This is a genomic window from Sphingopyxis sp. Root154 (assembly GCF_001427105.1).
In the GTDB taxonomy this organism is placed as follows: Bacteria; Pseudomonadota; Alphaproteobacteria; order Sphingomonadales; family Sphingomonadaceae; genus Sphingopyxis.
The window spans coordinates 589,157-608,144 of record NZ_LMGI01000002.1; the positions used below are offsets into that span (position 1 = coordinate 589,157).

At 65.7% G+C, this 18,988-nt stretch carries 15 protein-coding genes; 7 read left to right on the top strand and 8 right to left on the bottom strand.

All coding sequences use genetic code 11. From position 1 onward, the window contains the following. Positions 1–69 precede the first annotated feature (69 nt). The gene (tsf, locus tag ASD73_RS08520; protein WP_056371464.1) at positions 70–996 is read right to left on the bottom strand and encodes a translation elongation factor Ts; all 927 of its coding nucleotides are present in this window, start codon (positions 994–996) and stop codon (positions 70–72) included. A gap of 134 nt (positions 997–1,130) precedes the next feature. Beyond that, entirely contained in the window at positions 1,131–2,018 is an 888-nt protein-coding gene (gene rpsB, locus ASD73_RS08525; protein WP_056371466.1) for a 30S ribosomal protein S2, read from the bottom strand. Positions 2,019–2,341: 323 nt separating this feature from the next. Between rpsB and ASD73_RS08530 the strand changes: the two genes are divergently transcribed. Further along, entirely contained in the window at positions 2,342–2,602 is a 261-nt protein-coding gene (locus tag ASD73_RS08530) for a hypothetical protein (RefSeq protein WP_056371468.1), read from the top strand. On the opposite strand, the gene ASD73_RS08535 is transcribed toward ASD73_RS08530, so the two are convergent. Beyond that, on the bottom strand, positions 2,586–3,359 hold the full coding sequence (locus ASD73_RS08535; RefSeq protein ID WP_056371470.1) for a CDP-alcohol phosphatidyltransferase family protein: 774 nt from the start codon (positions 3,357–3,359) through the stop codon (positions 2,586–2,588). The genes ASD73_RS08530 and ASD73_RS08535 overlap by 17 nt on opposite strands. Position 3,360: 1 nt before the next feature. After that, complete coding sequence (locus tag ASD73_RS08540; RefSeq protein ID WP_056371473.1) at positions 3,361–4,095, bottom strand: phosphatidylserine decarboxylase; 735 nt, start codon at positions 4,093–4,095, stop codon at positions 3,361–3,363. Between the two features lie 136 nt (positions 4,096–4,231). Here ASD73_RS08540 and ASD73_RS08545 point away from each other — a divergent pair, with 136 nt between their 5' ends. Continuing rightward, positions 4,232–5,446 (top strand): NADP-dependent isocitrate dehydrogenase, encoded by a 1,215-nt coding sequence (locus tag ASD73_RS08545; protein WP_056371475.1) that lies wholly within the window; start codon positions 4,232–4,234, stop codon positions 5,444–5,446. Between the two features lie 66 nt (positions 5,447–5,512). Then, positions 5,513–7,297 (top strand): cation:proton antiporter domain-containing protein, encoded by a 1,785-nt coding sequence (locus ASD73_RS08550; protein WP_056371477.1) that lies wholly within the window; start codon positions 5,513–5,515, stop codon positions 7,295–7,297. A gap of 9 nt (positions 7,298–7,306) precedes the next feature. On the opposite strand, the gene ASD73_RS08555 is transcribed toward ASD73_RS08550, so the two are convergent. Beyond that, complete coding sequence (locus tag ASD73_RS08555) at positions 7,307–10,213, bottom strand: M16 family metallopeptidase (RefSeq protein WP_235534248.1); 2,907 nt, start codon at positions 10,211–10,213, stop codon at positions 7,307–7,309. A gap of 120 nt (positions 10,214–10,333) precedes the next feature. Here ASD73_RS08555 and ASD73_RS08560 point away from each other — a divergent pair, with 120 nt between their 5' ends. Next, on the top strand, positions 10,334–11,197 hold the full coding sequence (locus ASD73_RS08560; RefSeq protein ID WP_056371481.1) for a carbon-nitrogen hydrolase family protein: 864 nt from the start codon (positions 10,334–10,336) through the stop codon (positions 11,195–11,197). A gap of 116 nt (positions 11,198–11,313) precedes the next feature. Here ASD73_RS08560 and ASD73_RS08565 read toward each other — a convergent pair whose 3' ends face one another. Both ASD73_RS08565 and ASD73_RS08570 read right to left on the bottom strand, forming a co-directional pair. After that, on the bottom strand, positions 11,314–11,541 hold the full coding sequence (locus ASD73_RS08565) for a hypothetical protein (protein WP_037517451.1): 228 nt from the start codon (positions 11,539–11,541) through the stop codon (positions 11,314–11,316). A 176-nt stretch (positions 11,542–11,717) separates the two neighbouring features. Then, positions 11,718–12,530 carry an NUDIX hydrolase gene (locus tag ASD73_RS08570; protein WP_235534250.1) on the bottom strand — a complete coding sequence of 271 codons (813 nt, stop codon included), beginning with the start codon at positions 12,528–12,530 and terminating at the stop codon, positions 11,718–11,720. Between the two features lie 92 nt (positions 12,531–12,622). On the opposite strand from ASD73_RS08570, the gene ASD73_RS08575 reads away from it, so the two are divergent. The 3 genes from ASD73_RS08575 (at position 12,623) to ASD73_RS08585 (ending at position 17,735) form a co-directional block, all read left to right on the top strand. Next, positions 12,623–13,279 carry a DUF4126 domain-containing protein gene (locus tag ASD73_RS08575; protein WP_056371483.1) on the top strand — a complete coding sequence of 219 codons (657 nt, stop codon included), beginning with the start codon at positions 12,623–12,625 and terminating at the stop codon, positions 13,277–13,279. 140 nt (positions 13,280–13,419) lie between these two features. Further along, complete coding sequence (locus ASD73_RS08580) at positions 13,420–15,189, top strand: beta strand repeat-containing protein (protein ID WP_056371485.1); 1,770 nt, start codon at positions 13,420–13,422, stop codon at positions 15,187–15,189. Further along, positions 15,189–17,735 (top strand): autotransporter family protein, encoded by a 2,547-nt coding sequence (locus ASD73_RS08585; protein WP_056371487.1) that lies wholly within the window; start codon positions 15,189–15,191, stop codon positions 17,733–17,735. The genes ASD73_RS08580 and ASD73_RS08585 overlap by 1 nt, the downstream gene beginning before the upstream one ends. A gap of 3 nt (positions 17,736–17,738) precedes the next feature. Here ASD73_RS08585 and ASD73_RS08590 read toward each other — a convergent pair whose 3' ends face one another. Then, positions 17,739–18,962, bottom strand: a complete 1,224-nt coding sequence (locus tag ASD73_RS08590) for an NAD(P)/FAD-dependent oxidoreductase (protein ID WP_056373389.1) — start codon at positions 18,960–18,962, stop codon at positions 17,739–17,741. Positions 18,963–18,988 lie beyond the last annotated feature (26 nt).

Genomic DNA, 18,988 nt, shown 5'->3' on the forward strand with positions numbered 1-18,988 from the left:
CCCTAGAGCGGGCACGCGCCATTGCCAAGCGGACTACCGCGATGAACGCGGCAATCCGAATCTTCTTTTTCAGACGCCGGCGACCGCCGCGACTTCCGCCGCGAAATCGCTTTCTTCCTTCTCGATGCCTTCACCGAGCTGGAAGCGAACGAAGGCCTTGAGCGTCACGTCCGCGCCGACATCCTTGCCGGCTGCAGCGACGACTTCGGCGACCGGGGTCTTGCCGTCCATCACGAACAGCTGCGACAGCAGCGCGTTTTCCTTGCGGAACTTCGCGATCGAACCGTCGACCATCTTCGAAACGATGTCGGCGGGCTTGCCCGACTGGGCGGCCTTTTCCTCGGCGATCGCGCGTTCGCGGGCGACGAGGTCGGCGTCGAGATCGTCGCCGTTCAGCGCCAGCGGGTTCGCGGCGGCGACGTGCATCGCCAGCTGCTTACCCAGCGGCTCGAGAACGTCCGCGCCGGCGGTCGATTCGAGCGCGACGAGCACGCCGATCTTGCCCATGCCGGGTGCGGCGGCATTGTGGACATAGCCCGTGACGACGCCCGAGTTCACCGAGACGATGACGCTGCGGCGCAGCGACTGGTTTTCACCGATCGTCGCGATATTGCTGGTCAGCTTCTCCGCGACGGTGCCGCCGCTCGGATAGGCCGCAGCGCCGAGCGCTTCGATGTCCGAGATATTGCCGGCGAGCGCGACCTGCGTCACATCGCGGACGAATTCCTGGAACTGCTCGTTCTTGCCGACAAAGTCGGTTTCGCTGTTCACTTCGACCATCGCGCCGCGCGTGCCGTCGGTGGCGACGCCCACGAGGCCTTCGGCGGCAACGCGGCCGGCCTTCTTGGCGGCGGCCGCGAGGCCCTTGGTGCGCAGCCAGTCGATCGACGCTTCGATGTCACCGTTGTTTTCGGCGAGCGCCTTTTTGCAGTCCATCATGCCTGCGCCCGTGCGGTCGCGCAGTTCCTTGACGAGAGCGGCCGTAATTTCAGCCATGAGTGATCCTTTCCAATGTGGAGCAGTCCGGTAACGGGACTGCTGCGCCGCACGCGTGGCGGCGCGATAAGTCAAAACGATGACGAAGGGCGGCGGCTGCCGTTGCAGCGCGCCGCCCCGTCATTCAGGCGCGCTTAGGCGTCGCTCTGACGTTCGGTTTCGGCAGCGGCTTCGGCCGGGACCTGTTCGTCTTCGGTCACCGGAGCGGTGTCGACGACGGGAGCGGCTTCAACGGCCGGAGTTTCTTCAGCAACCGGAGCGGTCGCTTCTTCGGTCAGTGCAGCTTCGGCGACGGGCTCGACAGCGGCGCCGAGATCTTCGCCGCGGTTCGCGCGGGCCTGCTGGCCGCCACGGGTCGCCGCCTGGGCGACCGCATCGCAGTAGAGGCGGATGGCGCGCGCGGCGTCATCGTTCGCCGGAACCGGGAACGCGATACCGTCGGGCGAGACGTTCGAATCGAGGATCGCGACGACGGGGATGCCAAGGACGTTGGCTTCCTTGATCGCCAGCTCTTCCTTGTTCGCGTCGATCACGAACATCACGTCGGGAATGCCGCCCATGTCGCGAATGCCGCCAAGGCTCATTTCGAGCTTGTCGCGCTCGCGCGTCTTGTTGAGCACTTCCTTCTTGGTGAGGCCCGAGGTGTCGCCCGAGAGCTGCTCTTCGAGCGTCTTGAGGCGCTTGATCGAGCCCGAGATCGTCTTCCAGTTGGTGAGCATGCCGCCCAGCCAGCGATGGTTGACGAAATGCTGACCCGAAGCGCGCGCGGCGTCGGCGATCGGGCCCTGCGCCTGGCGCTTGGTGCCGACGAACAGGACCTTGCCACCGGCGGCCGACGAGGACGCGATGAAGTCGAGTGCGCGCGCGAAGAGCGGCACGGTCTGCGACAGGTCGAGAATGTGGATGCCGTTGCGCGCGCCGAAGATATACGGCTTCATGCGCGGGTTCCAACGGTGGGTCTGGTGGCCGAAGTGGGCGCCAGCTTCGATAAGATTCTGCATCGTGACGACAGGTGCCGCCATAGTCTTTCTCCTTCCGGTTGGTCCTCTGGAAAGCAAGAACCGAAGGCCCGCAAGCGGACGTTCCGGCACCGGTTTATGTGCGCCTTCCATGTGGAATGGGCGGGCCGTTAGCCGCCTTGGCCGCCAAAAGCAAGGGGTCTGCGTGGCTTTTCGCGTTCAGTGGAGACTCAAGGAGCCGGGCGCTCCAGTCTCAACTCGGCGACAAAGCGACTCCGTTCGTCGCAAAAGTATTGAGAACAAAACGGGAACATGGAACAAAAAGTCCAACGAAACCGTCGCTGGTTAACAAAGGTTTCGCACACAGAAGCCGAAAGGACAAGATCATGGTTCAGGTCGCTGCCGCTCTCCTCTTCACTCTCGCCGCCGGGCTCGGCGTCACGGTGATCCTGGCCATGCTCAAGAATAACGAAAATGCGATTCTCTCGGCGCTGCTCGGCGAAGGCGCCTTCCCGGTCGATGCCGCCCCGCAGTCGGGTCCGCTTCCGCAGAAGATGACGCTGCGCCGCTCGCCGGCGCGCCGCGATGCCCCGCGCCCGGTCCGCGCTGCCACGCGTATGCAGCCGGCACTCAGCCGCGCCGCTTGACCTTCGCGTAACTCGCCAGTCCGAACGGCAGCATCACCAGATAGAGCGCGCATACCGCGAGCAGCGTCTGCCAGGGCGCGGTGACGAGCGCGGCGCCGAGCAGGCCCACGCCCGCCAGCGCGAACAGGCGCCACGACCGGCGAAGCCGGATCGACGACCAGCTATAGGTCGGGATCGCCGAGATCATCAGCATCGCGATGGCGAGCGCCCAGGGCATCACGACATACCATTCGCGGAACAGCTCGTTCCCGGTCACCATCCACAGATAGACGGGAACGAACGACAGCCCCGCGCCCGCGGGCGCCGGAATGCCGGTCATGAAGCCCGCCGATTTGTGCGGCTGGAAATCAGCATCCATGCGCGAATTGAAGCGGGCGAGACGCAGCGCGCAGCACACCGCGAGCGCCAGCGCCGCGGTCCAGCCGAATTTCGGCGCGTCGGCCAGCGACCAGAGGAACAGGATCATCGCCGGCGCGACGCCGAACGCGATCACGTCGGACAGCGAATCGAGCTCGGCGCCGAACTTGCTCTGCGCGCGCAGCAGCCGCGCGATGCGCCCGTCCATGCCGTCGAGCACCCCGGCGACGATGATCATCGTCACCGCCGCGGCCCATTCGCCGCCGATCGCGAAGCGGACGCCGGTCAGCCCCGAACAGAGCGCAAGGATGGTGATCGCATTGGGCGCGAAGGCGCGCAGGCTCACCCCGGCGATGCGGCGCCCCGCGGCATCGGGGATGACCTGCTCGTCCTCGGTCATTTTATTGACCGATCCCGTCGATCGTCTCGGCGGTGCCGATCCGCGCGACGACCGTCTCGCCAGCGAGCGTGCGCTGGCCGAGCAGAACCTGCGGCGTTGTTCCCTGAGGCAGATAGACGTCGACGCGGCTGCCGAAGCGGATCAGGCCGACACGCTGACCGGTGGTGAGTTCGTTGCCCATCGTCACGAACGGCATGATGCGGCGAGCGACAAGGCCCGCTATCTGGGTGAAGCCGATGCGCACGCCATCGGCGCGCTCGACGACGAAATGCTGGCGTTCATTCTCCTCGCTCGCCTTGTCGAGGTCGGCGTTCACGAATTTGCCGGGAATATAGACGAGCTTGCGCAGCGTTCCCGCGACGGGGGTGCGGTTGATGTGGACGTCGAAGACGCTCATGAAAATCGACACGCGCAGCATCGGCGCGGCGCCCAGTCCGTCGGGTCCGGAGATTTCGGGCGGCGGCGGCACTTCGGCGATCTGCGTGATGAGGCCATCGGCGGGCGCGATGATGACGTCGCTCCCCGCCGGGGTCACGCGCACCGGGTCGCGAAAGAAGGAACCGACCCACAAGGTCACGCCGAGCATGAGCCAGCCGATGATTTCCCAGCCGAGCAGCCAGAAACAGAGGGTGACGATACCGGCGATCAAAAGGAATTTGCGGCCTTCGGGATGGATCGACGGCCAGTGCCATTTGATACCGCCGCCGGGGCGGTTCGAGGATATGATATTGGACATGGCCGTTCTTCTAGGGGGCAGCTTCTATACTGACAATGGATAAGGCGCAGGGCCAGTTCCACCGGCAGTTGATCAATCGCCCCGCTTTGCCTAAGGCGCTCGCAACTCCGACTCCCCAAGGACAAAGGCTGAACGCATGGGCAAGATCAAGGTAGCCAACCCGGTCGTCGAACTCGACGGCGACGAAATGACCCGGATCATCTGGCAGTGGATCCGCGAGCGGCTGATCCTCCCCTATCTCGACATCGACCTTCATTATTACGACCTCGGCATCGAGAAGCGCGACGAGACCGACGACAAGATCACCGTCGAGGCCGCGAACGCGATCAAGAAATATGGCGTCGGCGTGAAGTGCGCGACGATCACCCCCGACGAAGCGCGCGTCGAGGAGTTCGGCCTGAAAAAGATGTGGAAGTCGCCGAACGGCACGATCCGCAACATCCTCGGTGGCGTCGTCTTCCGTGAACCGATCGTGATGAAGAACGTCCCCCGCCTCGTCCCCGGCTGGACCGACCCGATCGTCGTCGGCCGCCACGCGTTCGGCGACCAGTATAAGGCGACCGATTTCCGCGTCCCCGGCCCCGGCAAGCTGCGCCTCGTGTTCGAAGGCGAGGACGGCACGCTGATCGACGAGGAAGTGTTCCAGTTCCCCTCGTCGGGCGTCGCGATGGGCATGTACAATCTCGACGATTCGATCCGCGACTTCGCCCGCGCCAGCCTGAATTATGGCCTCGCGCGCCAGTGGCCCGTGTATCTGTCGACCAAGAACACGATCCTGAAGGCCTATGATGGCCGCTTCAAGGACATTTTCGAAGAAGTGTTCAACGCCGAATTCAAGGCGCAGTTCGACGAAGTCGGCATCGTTTACGAACATCGCCTGATCGACGACATGGTCGCCTCGGCGCTCAAGTGGAGCGGCAAGTTCGTCTGGGCCTGCAAGAATTACGACGGCGACGTCCAGTCGGACACCGTTGCGCAGGGCTTCGGCTCGCTCGGCCTGATGACCAGCGTGCTGATGACCCCCGACGGCCAGACGGTCGAATCCGAAGCCGCGCACGGCACCGTCACCCGCCATTACCGCATGCACCAGCAGGGCAAGGCGACGTCGACCAACCCGATCGCGTCGATCTTTGCCTGGACCGGCGGCCTCAAGCACCGCGGCAAGCTCGACGACAATGCCGCGCTGATCAAATTCGCCGACGACCTTGAAAAGGTCTGCGTCGCGACGGTCGAAAGCGGCAAGATGACCAAGGATCTGGCGCTGCTGATCGGTCCCGACCAGAACTGGCTGACCACCGAAGGTTTCTTCGAGGCGATCGTCGAAAATCTCGAAGCCAAGATGGGCGGCTGATAACAACCAAAAAGGTTGGGATAGTCCTCTAGCCAATCGGGGCCGGCCTGCATAAGGTCGGCCCTTATGGTATCGGAAACAGAAACATCCGCCATCGGCAACGCGCTGGTGGTCCTCGGCGCCGCTGGAATCGTGATCCCGGCGTTCGCGCGCTTCCGCCTGCCACCCGTGATCGGCTTCATTCTCGTCGGGCTGCTGGTCGGACCCTCGGGGCTTGGGGCGCTGGCGAGCGACTATCCGTGGCTCAAGCATATCACCATCGGATCGACCGAGGACATCGCGCTCTTTGCCGAATTCGGCATCATTCTGCTACTCTTCTCGATCGGGCTCGAACTGTCGTTCCGGCGTCTGTGGCAACTGCGAAAACTCGTGTTCGGCATCGGCGCGGCCGAACTGCTGCTCGGCGGGGCGATCCTCGGCGGCGCGTTATGGCTCTTCGGCGGTTATTCGACCCCCGCCGCCTTCGGCCTGGGCATCGCGCTCGCGCTCTCCTCGACCGCACTGGTGCTCCCGATCGCGGGCACCAAATCGGCGGTCGGCCGCGCCTCCTTCGCGATGCTGTTGTTCGAGGATCTGGCGATCGTGCCGATCATCTTCATCCTCGGCGCGCTGGCGCCCAGTGCGACGGGCGACAATGCCGAACTGCTGCTGACTACATTGTGGCAGGGCGTGGTGGTGGTCGCGGCGCTCGCGATCGGCGGCTGGTTCCTGCTGCCGAAGATCTTCGCGCAGGCCGCACGCGCCAAGGACCCCGAACTCTTTCTCGCGGCGAGCCTGCTCGTCGTCATCGTCGCCGCGCTCGCGACCGCCGCGGTCGGGCTGTCGCCCATCGTTGGCGCGCTGCTCGCGGGCCTGATGATCGCCGAAACCGAATATCATAACGAGGTCGAGGCGATCACCGCACCGTTCAAGGGCCTCGCGCTAGGGGTGTTCCTGATCAGCGTCGGCATGGGGCTGAACCTCAAGACAATCGCCGAACAATGGCCGGAGCTCGTCGCCGCGGTGGTCGGCGTCGTCGCGATCAAGGCGATCGTCACCGCGGCGCTGCTGCGCTTTTCGAACGTCGCAAGGCGCGGGACGGCAGCGGAGGTCGGCCTGTTGATGTCGAGCCCGTCCGAAACGACCTTGATCGTGCTCGCGACGGCGCTCCAGGCGCAGATCATCAGCCGCAGCACCGCCGAATTCTGGCAGCTCGTCACCGCGATCGGGCTGACGATCACGCCGCTGCTCGCGCGTATCGGCCACGACGTCGCGCGGCGGATCGAAATGCGCAGCGAAGGCGCGAAGCCCGAGGAAACGCCCGAGGGCCGCACGGTGATCGTCGGGTTCGGCCGCGTCGGCCACACCGTTGCCGAACTGCTGCGCGAACATGGCCGGCCCTATGTCGCGGTCGACGCCGACATCGACACGGTCGCTGCGGCGCGGCGCGATGGCTTCATCGTCCGCTTCGCCGACGTCGCCCGCCCGGGCAGCCTCGACCGGCTGGGGATCGAAACCGCGAACGCGATCGTGCTGACGATGGACGATCCCGTCCAGCAGCTGCGCATGACGCGCCAGCTCAAGCAGAAATATCCGGACTTGCCGATCATCAGCCGCGCACGCGACGCCGACCACGCCGCCGCGCTCTATCAGGCGGGCGCCAATGATGCGGTGCCCGAGACGCTCGAAAGCTCGCTTCAACTCGCCGAGGCGGTGCTGATCGATCTGGGTGTCGCGATGGGGCCGGTGATCGCGTCGATCCACGACGTGCGCGCCAAGATGCGGCACGACATCATGACCAAGGGCCAACTGGAACGCGAGCCGCGTATCCGCAAGACCCGCCGCCCCATCGAGAGCAGCAAGAAGGCTTAGGTCAGGACCCTAACGCCCGCCCGCCGCGGGCGCCGGAGCCGGCGCCGCGCCCAAGGCCGATGCATCGGCCAGCGTCATCCCCTTGGGCAGGATCGCCAGCGACCATTGGCGCGCGGGCGTCAGATATTGCCGCGCCAGCCGCTGAACATCGGCGGCGGTGACCGCTGAAATATCATCCTGGATCGACAGCGCGGCGGCGGTGACGCGGGGATCGCGGGTCGCACCTTCGAGCAGGAACATCCAATAGACATTACCCGTCGAGGCGCGCGCGACCTGTTCGCGGATCGGGCCGGCGTTGCGCGCCAGTTCGTCGGCCGTGATCGGCTTTGCGACGAGGTCGGCGGCAATATCCCGGGCGATACCGTAAAAGCGATCGAGATCCTTCGGCGCCAGCAGGCTGCCGACGAGGAGATAGCCGCCGGTGTCGAAGCCCGTCGGCCAGTGGCTGTCGACGACAGGACCATAGCTCGCCCCCTGTTCGGCGCGCAGGCGGTCGAAGAGGCGATCGTTGAAGATTGCCGCGAGCACTTCGAGCCCGCGCGCATCGCGCGGATTAGCGAGCCCGCCGCTGGTCGGCCAGGCGGTCATTGCCGCTGCCTGCCCTTGCTCGCCGCGGTGATAGGCGATCTCCGGAACCGTGACATGTTTCGCAAAATCGACGCGCTGGCCGGCCGGCGGCGCGAGGGTTTGACGCGGCGGCAGGGCGCCGAGCGTCTCGGCGAGGATTTTCTTGTAATCGACCGCTTCGAGGTCGCCGAAAATCTGCACCTCGATCGGCCCGCTCGCGAGCCGCGGTTCCCAGAAGGCCCGGAAGGCGGCGGGGGTCAGCGCCTCGATCTGCGCCTTGTCCGGCGCGGCCCAGCGCGCGTCATTGTTGGTCAGCCAGCCGCGCAAATTGCGGTCGAGCACGGCATTCGGCGTCGCGTCGTTGAGATCATATCCGGTGAGGAAACCGATGCGCAGCCGTTCGACCGGCGCCGGATCCCAGCGGGGCTGGGCGAGCTTGCCAGCGATCAGCCGCATCTGGTCGGCCAGGTCGGCGGGCCGGCTTTCGGCCGACAGTTCGAACGCATCGTCGTCGATCGCGAAATTCATCTGGATCTGCCGGCCGTTGGTCAACTGGTCGATCTCGTTCTGCCCCCACGGGCCGATGCCGCTTGCGACCAGCGCATAGTCACCGGTCCAGAGCAGGTTCGGCGCGTCGGCGGCAACACTGCGGTTGCCGGTGCCGAAGCGCACATTGACGCGAACCTTGCCCGGCTCGACCTTGTTGTTCGACACCAGCGCGGTCACGCCATTGGCGAATTCGATCCGCTCGGCGCGCAGACCGAGGAGAGGGCTGGTCGCGGCGATCGTGCCCGGCTGGCCGACGACAGGAAGCTGCTTGAAATCGGCCTTCACCGTCGCGAGCCGGTCGTCGCGCGCAGTCACCGGAGCCTTCAGCGCGGCAAGCACTGCCGCGTCGCCGCCTGCGGCGGTCGGTGTGGTCAGCACGACGCGGGTTACCGGCGCGGCGAAGATCGCCTTGCTGATGTCGAGCATCACTTTCGGCGTCGCCGATGCGCGGATCGCCTTGAACATGTCGACCTGCCCCTGCGGGCTCGTCACCGTTTCGTTGATATCGACTGCCCGGACCATGTCGTCGGCGAGCCGCGCGCCGGGCTCGTTGCGCGCATTTTCCAGTTCCTTGACGAGGAACGCCTGGATCTCGTTTGCCTCGCGGTCGATGTCGGCCTGCGACGGCGGGTTTTTCACCGCGTCGGCGATCACGCCGCGCACGTCGGCGAGCGCGGCTTTCCAGTCGCTCAGGGGAACGATCGACGCCATCGTCACATCGACACTGCGGCTGACATATTGCTGCTCGACCGTCGCGACCAGATAACTACCGCCGCTGCGCGCGCGGTTTTCCAGCCGGCGGTTGACCAGCGCCTGCGCGATGAATTCGAGATAGAGCCGCCGCGTATTTTCCACCGTGTCGATGCGCTTCTTCCAAGGGCGCACCATCGCGAGCGTCAGTGCGAGCGGCTGGTTCGCCTCGACGATTTCGCGCGCCGCGGGTTTGGTCGGGTCGGGTTTGCCGAAATCGGGATTGGCGGGGTTGGGTCCGTCGGCTTTCCAGTCGCCATAATATTTCGCAACCAGCCCGGCGAGGACCACGGGATCGGCATCGCCGACGATGACCACGACCGCCCGGTCAGGGCGATACCAGCGATTGTGGAAGGCCGCGACAGAGGTCGCGCTCGCCTTGCCCAGCGACGCGGTGGTGCCGATCGGCGAGCGGTCGCCGAGCAATTGCCCTGCGAACAGATGCGCGTTGGTCGCGTCGGCGATCCGCTTTTGCGGACCATCCGCTTCGCGAAGCTCGGACATCACAACGCCGCGCTCGGCGGCGACCGCGAGTTCGGAGATGCGCGGTTCGCGGACCATGCCCGACAGCAATTTCATGCTTTCGTCGAGATTGGCCGGCGTGACGCTCGGCAGGTCGAGCTGATAGACCGTCTGCGTCGGGGTCGTCTGGGCGTTCGAATCGCTGCCGAAGGTGACGCCGAACCGCTGCCAGATGCGCTTGGCTTCGCCGTCGGGAATATGCTCCGATCCGCGGAAGGTCAGATGCTCGAGCAAATGGGCGTAACCGCGCTCCTCATTGGTTTCGAACATCGAGCCGACGTCCATGCGGACGCGGATCGACACCTGCCCCGGGGGCACCCCATTGTTGCGCACCGCATAGCGTACGCCATTGGGAAGAACGCCAAATTGCCACGCCGTATCGCGCGGAATGTCGCTGCCGACATAGAGCCAGTCGCCGCTTTTCGCCTGCGTGCCGAGGGTTTTCGATGCTGTCCCTTGGGCGCCTACGGACGGCCCCGCCAGCAGCAACGCAGCAGCGGCGCCGGCAAGGAGAATGGATCGGGTCAAACGAAGCGGCGTGTGCCGAGAGAAATAGGACATTGGCTCATCTTATCGCCTTCGAACCTTGCTGGCCACTGAACTGTCATGCGGCTTGTCCTGCGGACGCCACGGGCTTAGCCAGATACGATGGATATCCCTTCACCAGCCGCCCCGCTCGCCGCGCTCGTCCAGATGACGAGCGGCATCGACCCCGCCGTCAATCTGGCGACGATCGACCGCGCGATGAGCGAAGCCGCGGCGCACGGTGCCGCGATGGCCTTTCTTCCCGAAATGTCGCTGCTGCTCGACCGCGACCGCGCGAGATCGGGCGCGCACATGACCCGCGAAGCCGACAGTCCCTGGCCCGCGGCGCTGCAGGCGATGGCGCAAACGCACGGAATATGGCTGCATTCGGGATCGATGCCGCTCCTCGCCGACGACGGCGAACGACGCGTCAACCGCGCCCATGTCATCGCAGCCGACGGCAGCATCCGTGCGCGCTATGACAAGGTCCACATGTTTGATGTCACCCTGCCCTCGGGCGAAAATTGGCAGGAATCGGCCGCCTATGCCGGCGGGGACGCCGTGACGGTCGTCGATACGCCGCTGGGACAGTTGGGACTGAGCATCTGTTACGACCTGCGCTTCCCCGAACTTTACCGCGCGCTGGTCGATCGCGGCGCGACGGTGATCGCCATACCCGCCGCCTTCACTGTGTCGACGGGGGAAGCGCATTGGCATGTCCTGATGCGCGCGCGGGCGATCGAAACGGGCTGTCATGTCGTCGCGGCGGCGCAGGGCGGCACGCATGAAGACGGCCGGCAGACTTTTGGTCACAGCCTAGCCGTCGATCCCTGGGGTATCGTTCTGGCCGATGCCGCAACGCCGGGCGATGCGCACGCCGAGGGTTATGCGCTGACGCTCGCCCCCATCGACGCGGCGGCGGCCCAACGCGCCCGGCAGGCGATCCCGCTCGCGCGATCGCGGACGAACCGCACCATCGCACTCTGACCCTGCATCGCCGCGCCGTGGCGACGCGTGGATGTATCCCCACCCGGAACGAACAAAGGGCCCCGAGCGAAGCTCGGAGCCCTTTGCGAAAGTCTGGCTAGCCAGATCAGCCGTTATTACGGGCTGGTCGGCTTGTCGTCGTCGTTGTCCGACGCGATGATGATGCCGCCAACGACAGCAACGAGAGCGAGGACAGCGATGATCCAGCTCGTGCTGCCTTCGAGTTCGCTCTGGCCGTCAACGGCCGAAGCTGCGCGGGCTGCGGGAGCAGCCGACGCGGCAACCGGCGCCGCAATCATCGAGGTCGCTGCGAGAGAGATCGCAGCTTTCTTAAGCAGGTTCATCATTTTCTCCGTCCACTGGATTACTTTTGTCGAATCACACCGGCGAAGTTTCCCCCGGTCTGCTTCTGCAGCGCCTTCTTAGGCACGGCGTTCAGCAATTGCAACGACGTTTTGCCGTACCCCGGCAAATCTTAGTAAATCATAAATAGGGGAAAAGTTGTCGCATCGAACGCTACTTATCCACGCCGTACGCGCTCGAAGGATTCGCTCGTGACAGGGTAGCCAAGATGCCCGGGGATGCAGAGATGGGCCTGCCCCTCACGCTCCTCGATCCATGGCGTGATGAGCTCGACCGGAAACTGGCCGGAATGCTCGGAAAAGCTGGAGAAATCTGCAACTTGTGCCAAGCGTTCGAGATTGCGCCGGGTGGGAAAGATCACCGACACGTCGCCGCGGTCGGCCATCGCCAGCGTGGCCTTCGCGCTCGCCCAGAAAATATGGCTGTGCTCGGCCTCCTCGACCGTCAGTTCATGGCTGTGCGGCGGGGCGGCGACGGCATAGAATCGCGTATCGAACGTCCGCGCCTCTTTGAAATTGGGGCACCATCGCGCGAAGGGGACGAAGGATTCCAGTGCGATTCGGTCGCCGCGCGCCCCCAATATGTCCGAAAGCAGCGTTCCGGACAGCAACGCCCGCCGCACCTTGGCCACGTCGCTTTCGGCCAGCGCCGGCCAACCGACCGCGAGGCCCGTTTCTTCCAGCGTCTCGCGCAGCGCCGCGACCCGCGCAGCGCCGTCGGCTTCGTCGATGCCCAGCCCGTAAAGGCGCGCCACCCGATAATCGTCGGGATCGACGCGGCCGCCGGGAAACACGACCGCCCCGGCCGCGAAGGCCATGGTGACCGACCGCTTGACCATCAATATCTCGTCAGCGCCGCCGTCGTCCGCCGGCCGCATGATGACCAGCGTCGCGGCAGGAATGGCGCCGTCAGGCAAGGTCTCTGGCGATGGCGTCGTGGGGGTATCGATCATGACCCAAGCGATAACCATGCCGCACCCCCTTGTCATCCCGGCATTGCGGCGGCGCGCGGACGGGTGCAAGATGAAGCCCGGCCAAGGGATCCGGAACGGGGAGCACGGCATTGGGAATCGTCGAGATTTTGGGCGTCGCGGGCAGCCTGAGCCTTCTAGCCGGCTGGCGGCTCTACCTCACCATATTGGCGACCGGCACCGCGATGCATTTCGGCTGGCTCCCCCTGCCCGAACATCTCGCCGCCTTGCAGGTGCTCGCCAATCCCTGGGTGCTCGGCGTTGCCGCGGTCGGCACCATCGCCGAGTTCCTCGCCGACAAAATCCCCTGGATCGATTCGATCTGGGACACGATCCACAGCATCATCCGCCCGCTCGGCGGCGCGCTGCTCGCGCTCGCGCTGGTCGATTCGTCCGATCCGGCGTGGCAGGTGATCGCCTTCCTGCTGGGCGGCGGCGGCGCCTTGCTGAGCCATGGCGCAAAGGCGACGACGCGCGCGGTCGTCAACGTCAGCCCCGAACCGTTCAGCAACGCCGTGGTCTCGACCGGCGAAGATGTCGCCACGGGCGGCCTGCTGGCGCTCGCCATCGCCTATCCGCCGCTGGCCATCGTCATCGCGATCCTGCTCGCGGTCGCTGCGGTCATCGTGATCATCGCGCTGCGCCGGCTGCTGCGCAACATCAAGGCGACGTTGAAGCGCGCTTTGGGCGATGAACCGCCGGCGGCAGGCGAATTGCCGCCCGCTCAGGTTCCGACCCTGGACCGTTAGAAAAACGGGCTGAAACGATGGCCCGTTAGCGATTGTATAACCATCGCCGCATAGGTTATTCTACGGAAACAGTGCAATTTTTCTCGGCAATTCGACGAGAGAAAAGGGACCAGGCTGCACCCATAGAAGAAGGGAAAACCATGCCTGCCTCGACCGCCCCCGATGCTTCTTCGTTCGCCATCAATCGGTCGCTGCGCACGCGCTTGCTAAAGCAGCCGCGCACCTTTTCCTGGACAAGTCGCCTTTTGTCCCGAACAGCCCTTGTTTCCGGAACTATTCTTTTCTCCTCCAGTCCTGTCCAGGCTGCCTGCACGACTGTTGGCAGTGTAACCACTTGCGATACGGCCGCTCCCAATCCCTGGACGACCCGAGTTGGCGAGGGCAATACTCCGACTGGAGACAATCGCACCGTCGAAGTCTCGGGCGGCAGCGAAATCTCTACCGGCAACGACAACGCGATCAGCCTGCGCGACAATGCCAATATCACGATTCAAAGCGGTGCGACCGTCCGCAATGCTGCCACGACCTCCAACGGGCAGTTCGGCACGGGCGGCAACACAATTGAAATCCGCAACAACGGAACGATAACGATCGCGCCGACGGGACAGCTTCTTGCCACCGGAACCCAGGGACAAGCCGAAGCGGTGAACTTTCAGGGCGCCGGCAATACGATCATCAACAACGGCACCATCGACGCCGATAGAGCCGTCGCCATCTGGTCGCAGAATACAAGCGGCCTGAACACCGTCGTCAACAACGCAACCGGCATCATCGAGGCCGGCAACGGCACGACGAGCACCGTGATCGGCGGCTCCGGCAACGGCGCTCTCGATTTCACCAACAGGGGCATTGTCAGGGGAAGCATCAGCCTCGCCGGCGGCAATGACATCCTGCGGCTCTTCACCGGCTCGACGGTAACCGGCAGTTTCAGCGGCGGTGCGGGCAACGACCAGATTTTTCTGAGCGGCGTCGGGCAATCGACCCTGCCCGGCAATTTCGTGGGCTTTGAATCGCTCGTCAAGAACGAGACCGGCACCTGGACGCTGACCGGCACGATCACCGGTGTCACGGTCTCCGACGTTCAGGAGGGCACGCTGGTACTCACAGGCGACAACGCGAACTATACTGGTCAGGTCCTGGTCCGGGCTGCCGGTACGCTGGAGGCTCGCGCGCAAAGCCTGCCGCCGACGGTCACGAACGACGGGCTCGTGCGGTTCGCGCAGCCCGATGGTGGAACCTATGCGGGGGCGATCACCGGCAGCGGCGCGATCGAAAAGACCGGCGCCGGCACACTGACGCTTAGCGGCGCGACCAATATAGCGGGAAACACGAGGCTGAATGAGGGATCGCTGCTCCTCGCCAGCGGCGGGACGCTCGCCACGTCCGGCGTCACGATGGGCACCGCGACGACGCTGCAAATAGACGGGTCTCTTACGGGTGCAGGCGGCGCTCCGGCGAACATCACCGGGGGCGCCGGCGCCCAGACGCTGATCATAAACGCGGTCTACACGGGCAACGCCAGCCTGGGCGATGACGATGATGTGCTAGACATCGCCGGCACCGTGAACGGCAATCTCGATCAAGGTGCTGGAAACGACAGCGCCATCATACGCGCCGGTGGCATCGTTCAGGGCGGCCAGTTCGTGCAGGGGCTCGGCAACGACACACTCAGTGTCTTCGGAAACGTGCTGGGCCTGGTCGATCAGGGCGCCGGCGACGATTGCCTGACGGTGGAGACTGCTGGCCAGGTTTCCGGCGTCTCGCAGGGGGCGGGTAATGATTGTGTTGTCGTCAATGGCGGCGCCATCAACGGCCCGGTCAATCAGGGCAGTGGCGACGACCGGTTCAGATCAGCGCCGGGACCGTCACCGGCCAGATCCAGCAGGGCGATGGCATCGACAATTTCGTGATGGCCGGTGGCACCATCAACGGATCGGTGGATCAGGGCAATGGCGACGATCGGTTCGAGATCAGTGCCGGGACGATCACCGGACAGGTCCAGCAGGGCGAAGGCATCGACGATTTCGTGATGACGGGGGGCGAGATCAATACGCTCAATCAGGGCGGTTCGATGGACACCTTCCTGATGACCGGCGGCCGCATTGTCGACGCCTTCGACGACGGCGATACCGCGCGGATGACCGGTGGCCGCATCGGCCGCGTCAACATGAAGCTTGCCGACAATCTGTTCGACATGTCGGGCGGCACGATCGACCGCAACCTCGTCGCCGGGTTCGGCAATGATACGATCATCCTGTCAGGCGGCACGATTGGCGGTAATATCAGTGTGTCGGGCGGCACCGACAGCGTGACGATCACCGGCGGGTCGGTCGGCGGCGACGTGCTGATGAGCGTCGGCACCGACCGCGTCGTCTGGGACGGCGGCGGGGTGGTGCACGGCACAATCGATATGGGCGGCGACAATGACAGCGCGCTGCTCGCCAATCTGACCAATGCCAACCTCGGCGCCTCGCCGCGGATCACCGGCGGCGCCGGCACCGACGCGCTTGTTTTCGACAATGTGACGACGGGCGGTATCGCGCGGTTCGACAGCTGGGAAACGATCAACGCGACGAACGATAGCGAGTTGACCTTCGACGGTTTCCTGACCCTCGGCGACGCCGGGACCGGCACCGGCAGTTTCACGCTCGACGCGTCGAGCACCATTTTCGGCGGCGGCGCCAATGGCGGAATCACCGCCTTTACCGCGGGCCAGCGCGCGACGCTGACCAATGCTGGGCGGATCGACCTGACCAACGGCGGCAACACGCCGGGCGACAGCTTCACCGTGCGCGGCGACTATATCGGCAACAACGGCCTGCTGCTCGTCGACACGGTGCTCGGCAACGACGCGTCGCTATCCGACAAGCTGGTGATCGACGGCGGTGCCGCGTCGGGGACGACGGGGATCACCGTGCTCAACGCCGGCGGCGCCGGCGCGGTGACGACACAGAATGGCATCCTTATCGTCGATGCGATCAATGGCGCCACCACCGCGAGCGGCGCCTTTGCGCTCAACCATCGCGTCGCGGCCGGCGCCTATGAATATTTCCTGTTCCGGGGCGGCACGTCCGCCGGCACGGGGGATAATTGGTATCTGCGCTCGACGCTGCCGCCCCCGCCGCCGACCGCACCCGCGCCCGAAACCCCGCCGCCGCCGCAGCCGGCGCCCGCGCCGCCGATCCTGACGCCGCCGGCCGAACCCGCACCGGCGCCCGTGCCACCCGAACCGCCGCCGCCGCCGCCGCCGCCCGTGCCCGATCCGCCGCCGCCGCCGCCCGAGCCGACGCCGGCCGATCCCGATCCGGTCGACCCCGCGCCGCCGGTGACCGTGACCGATCCGCCGCCGGCACCTACACCCGAGCCGCCCCCGGCGCCCGAACCCGCAGCGCCCCCGCCGCCGCCCGAACCACCGGCCGAGCCGGCACCGCTCCCCTCGCCCGATCCCGTGGTCGAGGCCCCGCCACCGACACCGGGCGCGACCCCGGCCGTCGCCGAGGCCGGCGAAGTCGTGCCGCTCTATCGACCCGAAGTGCCCGCCTTTGTCGCGGCGGTCCCGGTCGCGCATCTTCTTGCCGCCGCGACGCTCGGCACCTTCCACGAACGCCGCGGCGAACAGGCGCTGCTGCGCGGCGGCGGCGTGCTCCCGTCAACGTGGGGCCGCGTCTTCGCCGAGGATAGCGATATCAAATGGAACGGCGACGTCGCCCCCTCGCTCGACGGCGACCTCTCCGGCTTCCAGATCGGCCAGGATTTCGCCGGCTGGGGCGAAGAGGGCGGAACCAACATCCGCCTTGGCGCCTTCGTCGGGCGCTCGTCGACCGACGGCACCGTCCGCGGCAGCGCGATCGGCTGGAACGACCTGACGGTCGGCCAGATCGACGTCAAAGCCACGAGCCTGGCCGGCTATGCGACGCTGGTCGGCGAAAGCGGCTGGTATGTCGACGCGGTCGTCATGCACAGCTGGTTTGACGGCAATGCTGCCGCGAGTAGCGGCGAGGCGATCGACGTCGATGGCAAGGGTTGGGCCGCGTCGCTCGAAGCCGGCTATCCGCTAGCGCTGTCGAGCCGCTGGACGCTCGAACCGCAGGCGCAGATCGTGTGGCAGCGGATCAAGCTCGACGATCAGGCTGATGCCTTCTCGGTGATCGATTTCGCCGCGGGCGATTCGCTCACCGGGCGCGTCGGGCTGCGCTTGCAGGGCGAATATGGCGGCTTCCAGCCCTATCTCCACGCCAGCCTGTGGCACGGCCTGTCGGGCGACCAGACGACGCGTTTCGGCACCGACCCGATCCGAACCGACCTGGGCCGGACCGAGGCCGAGGTCGGTGCCGGTGTTATCGCGCGCATCGGCGAAAGCGTCGCGGTCCATGTGAAGGGCGACTATGGCTTCGACGCCGACGGCCCGCGCAGCCGTCGCTACGGCGGCACGGTGGGTGTGACGATCCGCTGGTAGCGGTCAGGCGGGAAGCAATGCTTTCAGCGGGGTTTCGGTGTCGGCGAGCTGCTCCGCCGTCGCTCGAAGCCCCGCGGTGACGATCATGCGGCCCTGGACATAATCCTTGGTCGCGTTGACGCAGTCGATCGCGATGACCTTGCCCGCCTTGAGGTAGACGACCGAGAAGCTGCGCGCGCCGGGATCGCCGCGCAGCACCGCCTGATCGTGCCCGGTCGACAGGCCCGCGGTCTGGAGCTTGAGGTCATATTGGTTCGACCAGAACCACGGGATGGCGTGGTAAGGTGCTTCGTCGCCGACGATGCCCTTCGCGACGACATTCGCCTGATCATTGGCGTTCTGCACCGATTCCAGCCGGATGCAGGCGCCTTCGGCAAAATGGTTTTCATGCGCGGCGCAATCGCCGATCGCATAGATGTCGGGCAGGCTGGTCTTGCACAGGCCATCCACGAGCACGCCGTTGCCGCCTTCGGCCCCCGCGGCGATCAGCGGTTCGACCGCTGGGACGATGCCGATGCCGACGATGACGAGATCGGCGGGGATCAGTTCGCCGTCCGACAGCCGCACGCCAGTAACGCTGTCCGTGCCTTCGATCGCATCGACGCACACGCCGAGCCGCAGATCGACGCCATGATCGCGATGTTCCTTTTCATAGAAGCGCGACAGGTCGGCGCCCGCGACGCGCGCAAGCACGCGGTCGAGCGCTTCGAGGAGCACGACCTTCTTGCCCGCCTTGTTGAGCACCGCTGCGGCTTCGAGCCCGATATATCCGCCGCCGATCACGACGATCTGGCCCGCAGTCTCCGACGCCGCCTTCATCGCGTCGGCGTCGGCGCGCGTGCGCACGCCCTGCACGCCGGGCAGGTCGCCGCCGGGGATCGGCAGCATGCGCGGTTGGCCGCCGGTCGCCCAGACGAGCTTGCCATAGCCGATCGTCTCGCCGCCATCGATGGTCACCGTGTGCGCCTCCGGATCGACGCGCACGACGCGCTTGCCGAGCAGCATCGTTACTTCGCGCTCGTCCCAATATCTGGCGGGGCGCAGCTGGATGCGTTCGAATTCCTTCTCGCCCGCGAAATATTCCTTCGACAGCGGCGGGCGTTCGTAGGGAAGCTCGGGCTCGTCGCCGATGATCGCGATGGTCCCTGCAAATTTCTGCGTACGCAGCATAATCGCCACCTGCGCCCCGCCATGACCCGCGCCCACTATCACCACGTCGAACTGCATCGTCTTCGTCTCCGACTGCTCGCCGG

What these genes read in the sequence shown, in the direction of transcription:
- tsf (WP_056371464.1), bottom strand. Translation starts at nt 996, where the DNA reads ATGGCTGAAATTACGGCCGCTCTCGTCAAGGAACTGCGCGACCGCACG.
- rpsB (WP_056371466.1), bottom strand. Translation starts at nt 2,018, where the DNA reads ATGGCGGCACCTGTCGTCACGATGCAGAATCTTATCGAAGCTGGCGCC.
- ASD73_RS08530 (WP_056371468.1), top strand. Translation starts at nt 2,342, where the DNA reads ATGGTTCAGGTCGCTGCCGCTCTCCTCTTCACTCTCGCCGCCGGGCTC.
- ASD73_RS08535 (WP_056371470.1), bottom strand. Translation starts at nt 3,359, where the DNA reads ATGACCGAGGACGAGCAGGTCATCCCCGATGCCGCGGGGCGCCGCATC.
- ASD73_RS08540 (WP_056371473.1), bottom strand. Translation starts at nt 4,095, where the DNA reads ATGTCCAATATCATATCCTCGAACCGCCCCGGCGGCGGTATCAAATGG.
- ASD73_RS08545 (WP_056371475.1), top strand. Translation starts at nt 4,232, where the DNA reads ATGGGCAAGATCAAGGTAGCCAACCCGGTCGTCGAACTCGACGGCGAC.
- ASD73_RS08550 (WP_056371477.1), top strand. Translation starts at nt 5,513, where the DNA reads ATGGTATCGGAAACAGAAACATCCGCCATCGGCAACGCGCTGGTGGTC.
- ASD73_RS08560 (WP_056371481.1), top strand. Translation starts at nt 10,334, where the DNA reads ATGGATATCCCTTCACCAGCCGCCCCGCTCGCCGCGCTCGTCCAGATG.
- ASD73_RS08565 (WP_037517451.1), bottom strand. Translation starts at nt 11,541, where the DNA reads ATGAACCTGCTTAAGAAAGCTGCGATCTCTCTCGCAGCGACCTCGATG.
- ASD73_RS08570 (WP_235534250.1), bottom strand. Translation starts at nt 12,530, where the DNA reads ATGGTTATCGCTTGGGTCATGATCGATACCCCCACGACGCCATCGCCA.
- ASD73_RS08580 (WP_056371485.1), top strand. Translation starts at nt 13,420, where the DNA reads ATGCCTGCCTCGACCGCCCCCGATGCTTCTTCGTTCGCCATCAATCGG.
- ASD73_RS08585 (WP_056371487.1), top strand. Translation starts at nt 15,189, where the DNA reads ATGGCCGGTGGCACCATCAACGGATCGGTGGATCAGGGCAATGGCGAC.
- ASD73_RS08590 (WP_056373389.1), bottom strand. Translation starts at nt 18,962, where the DNA reads ATGCAGTTCGACGTGGTGATAGTGGGCGCGGGTCATGGCGGGGCGCAG.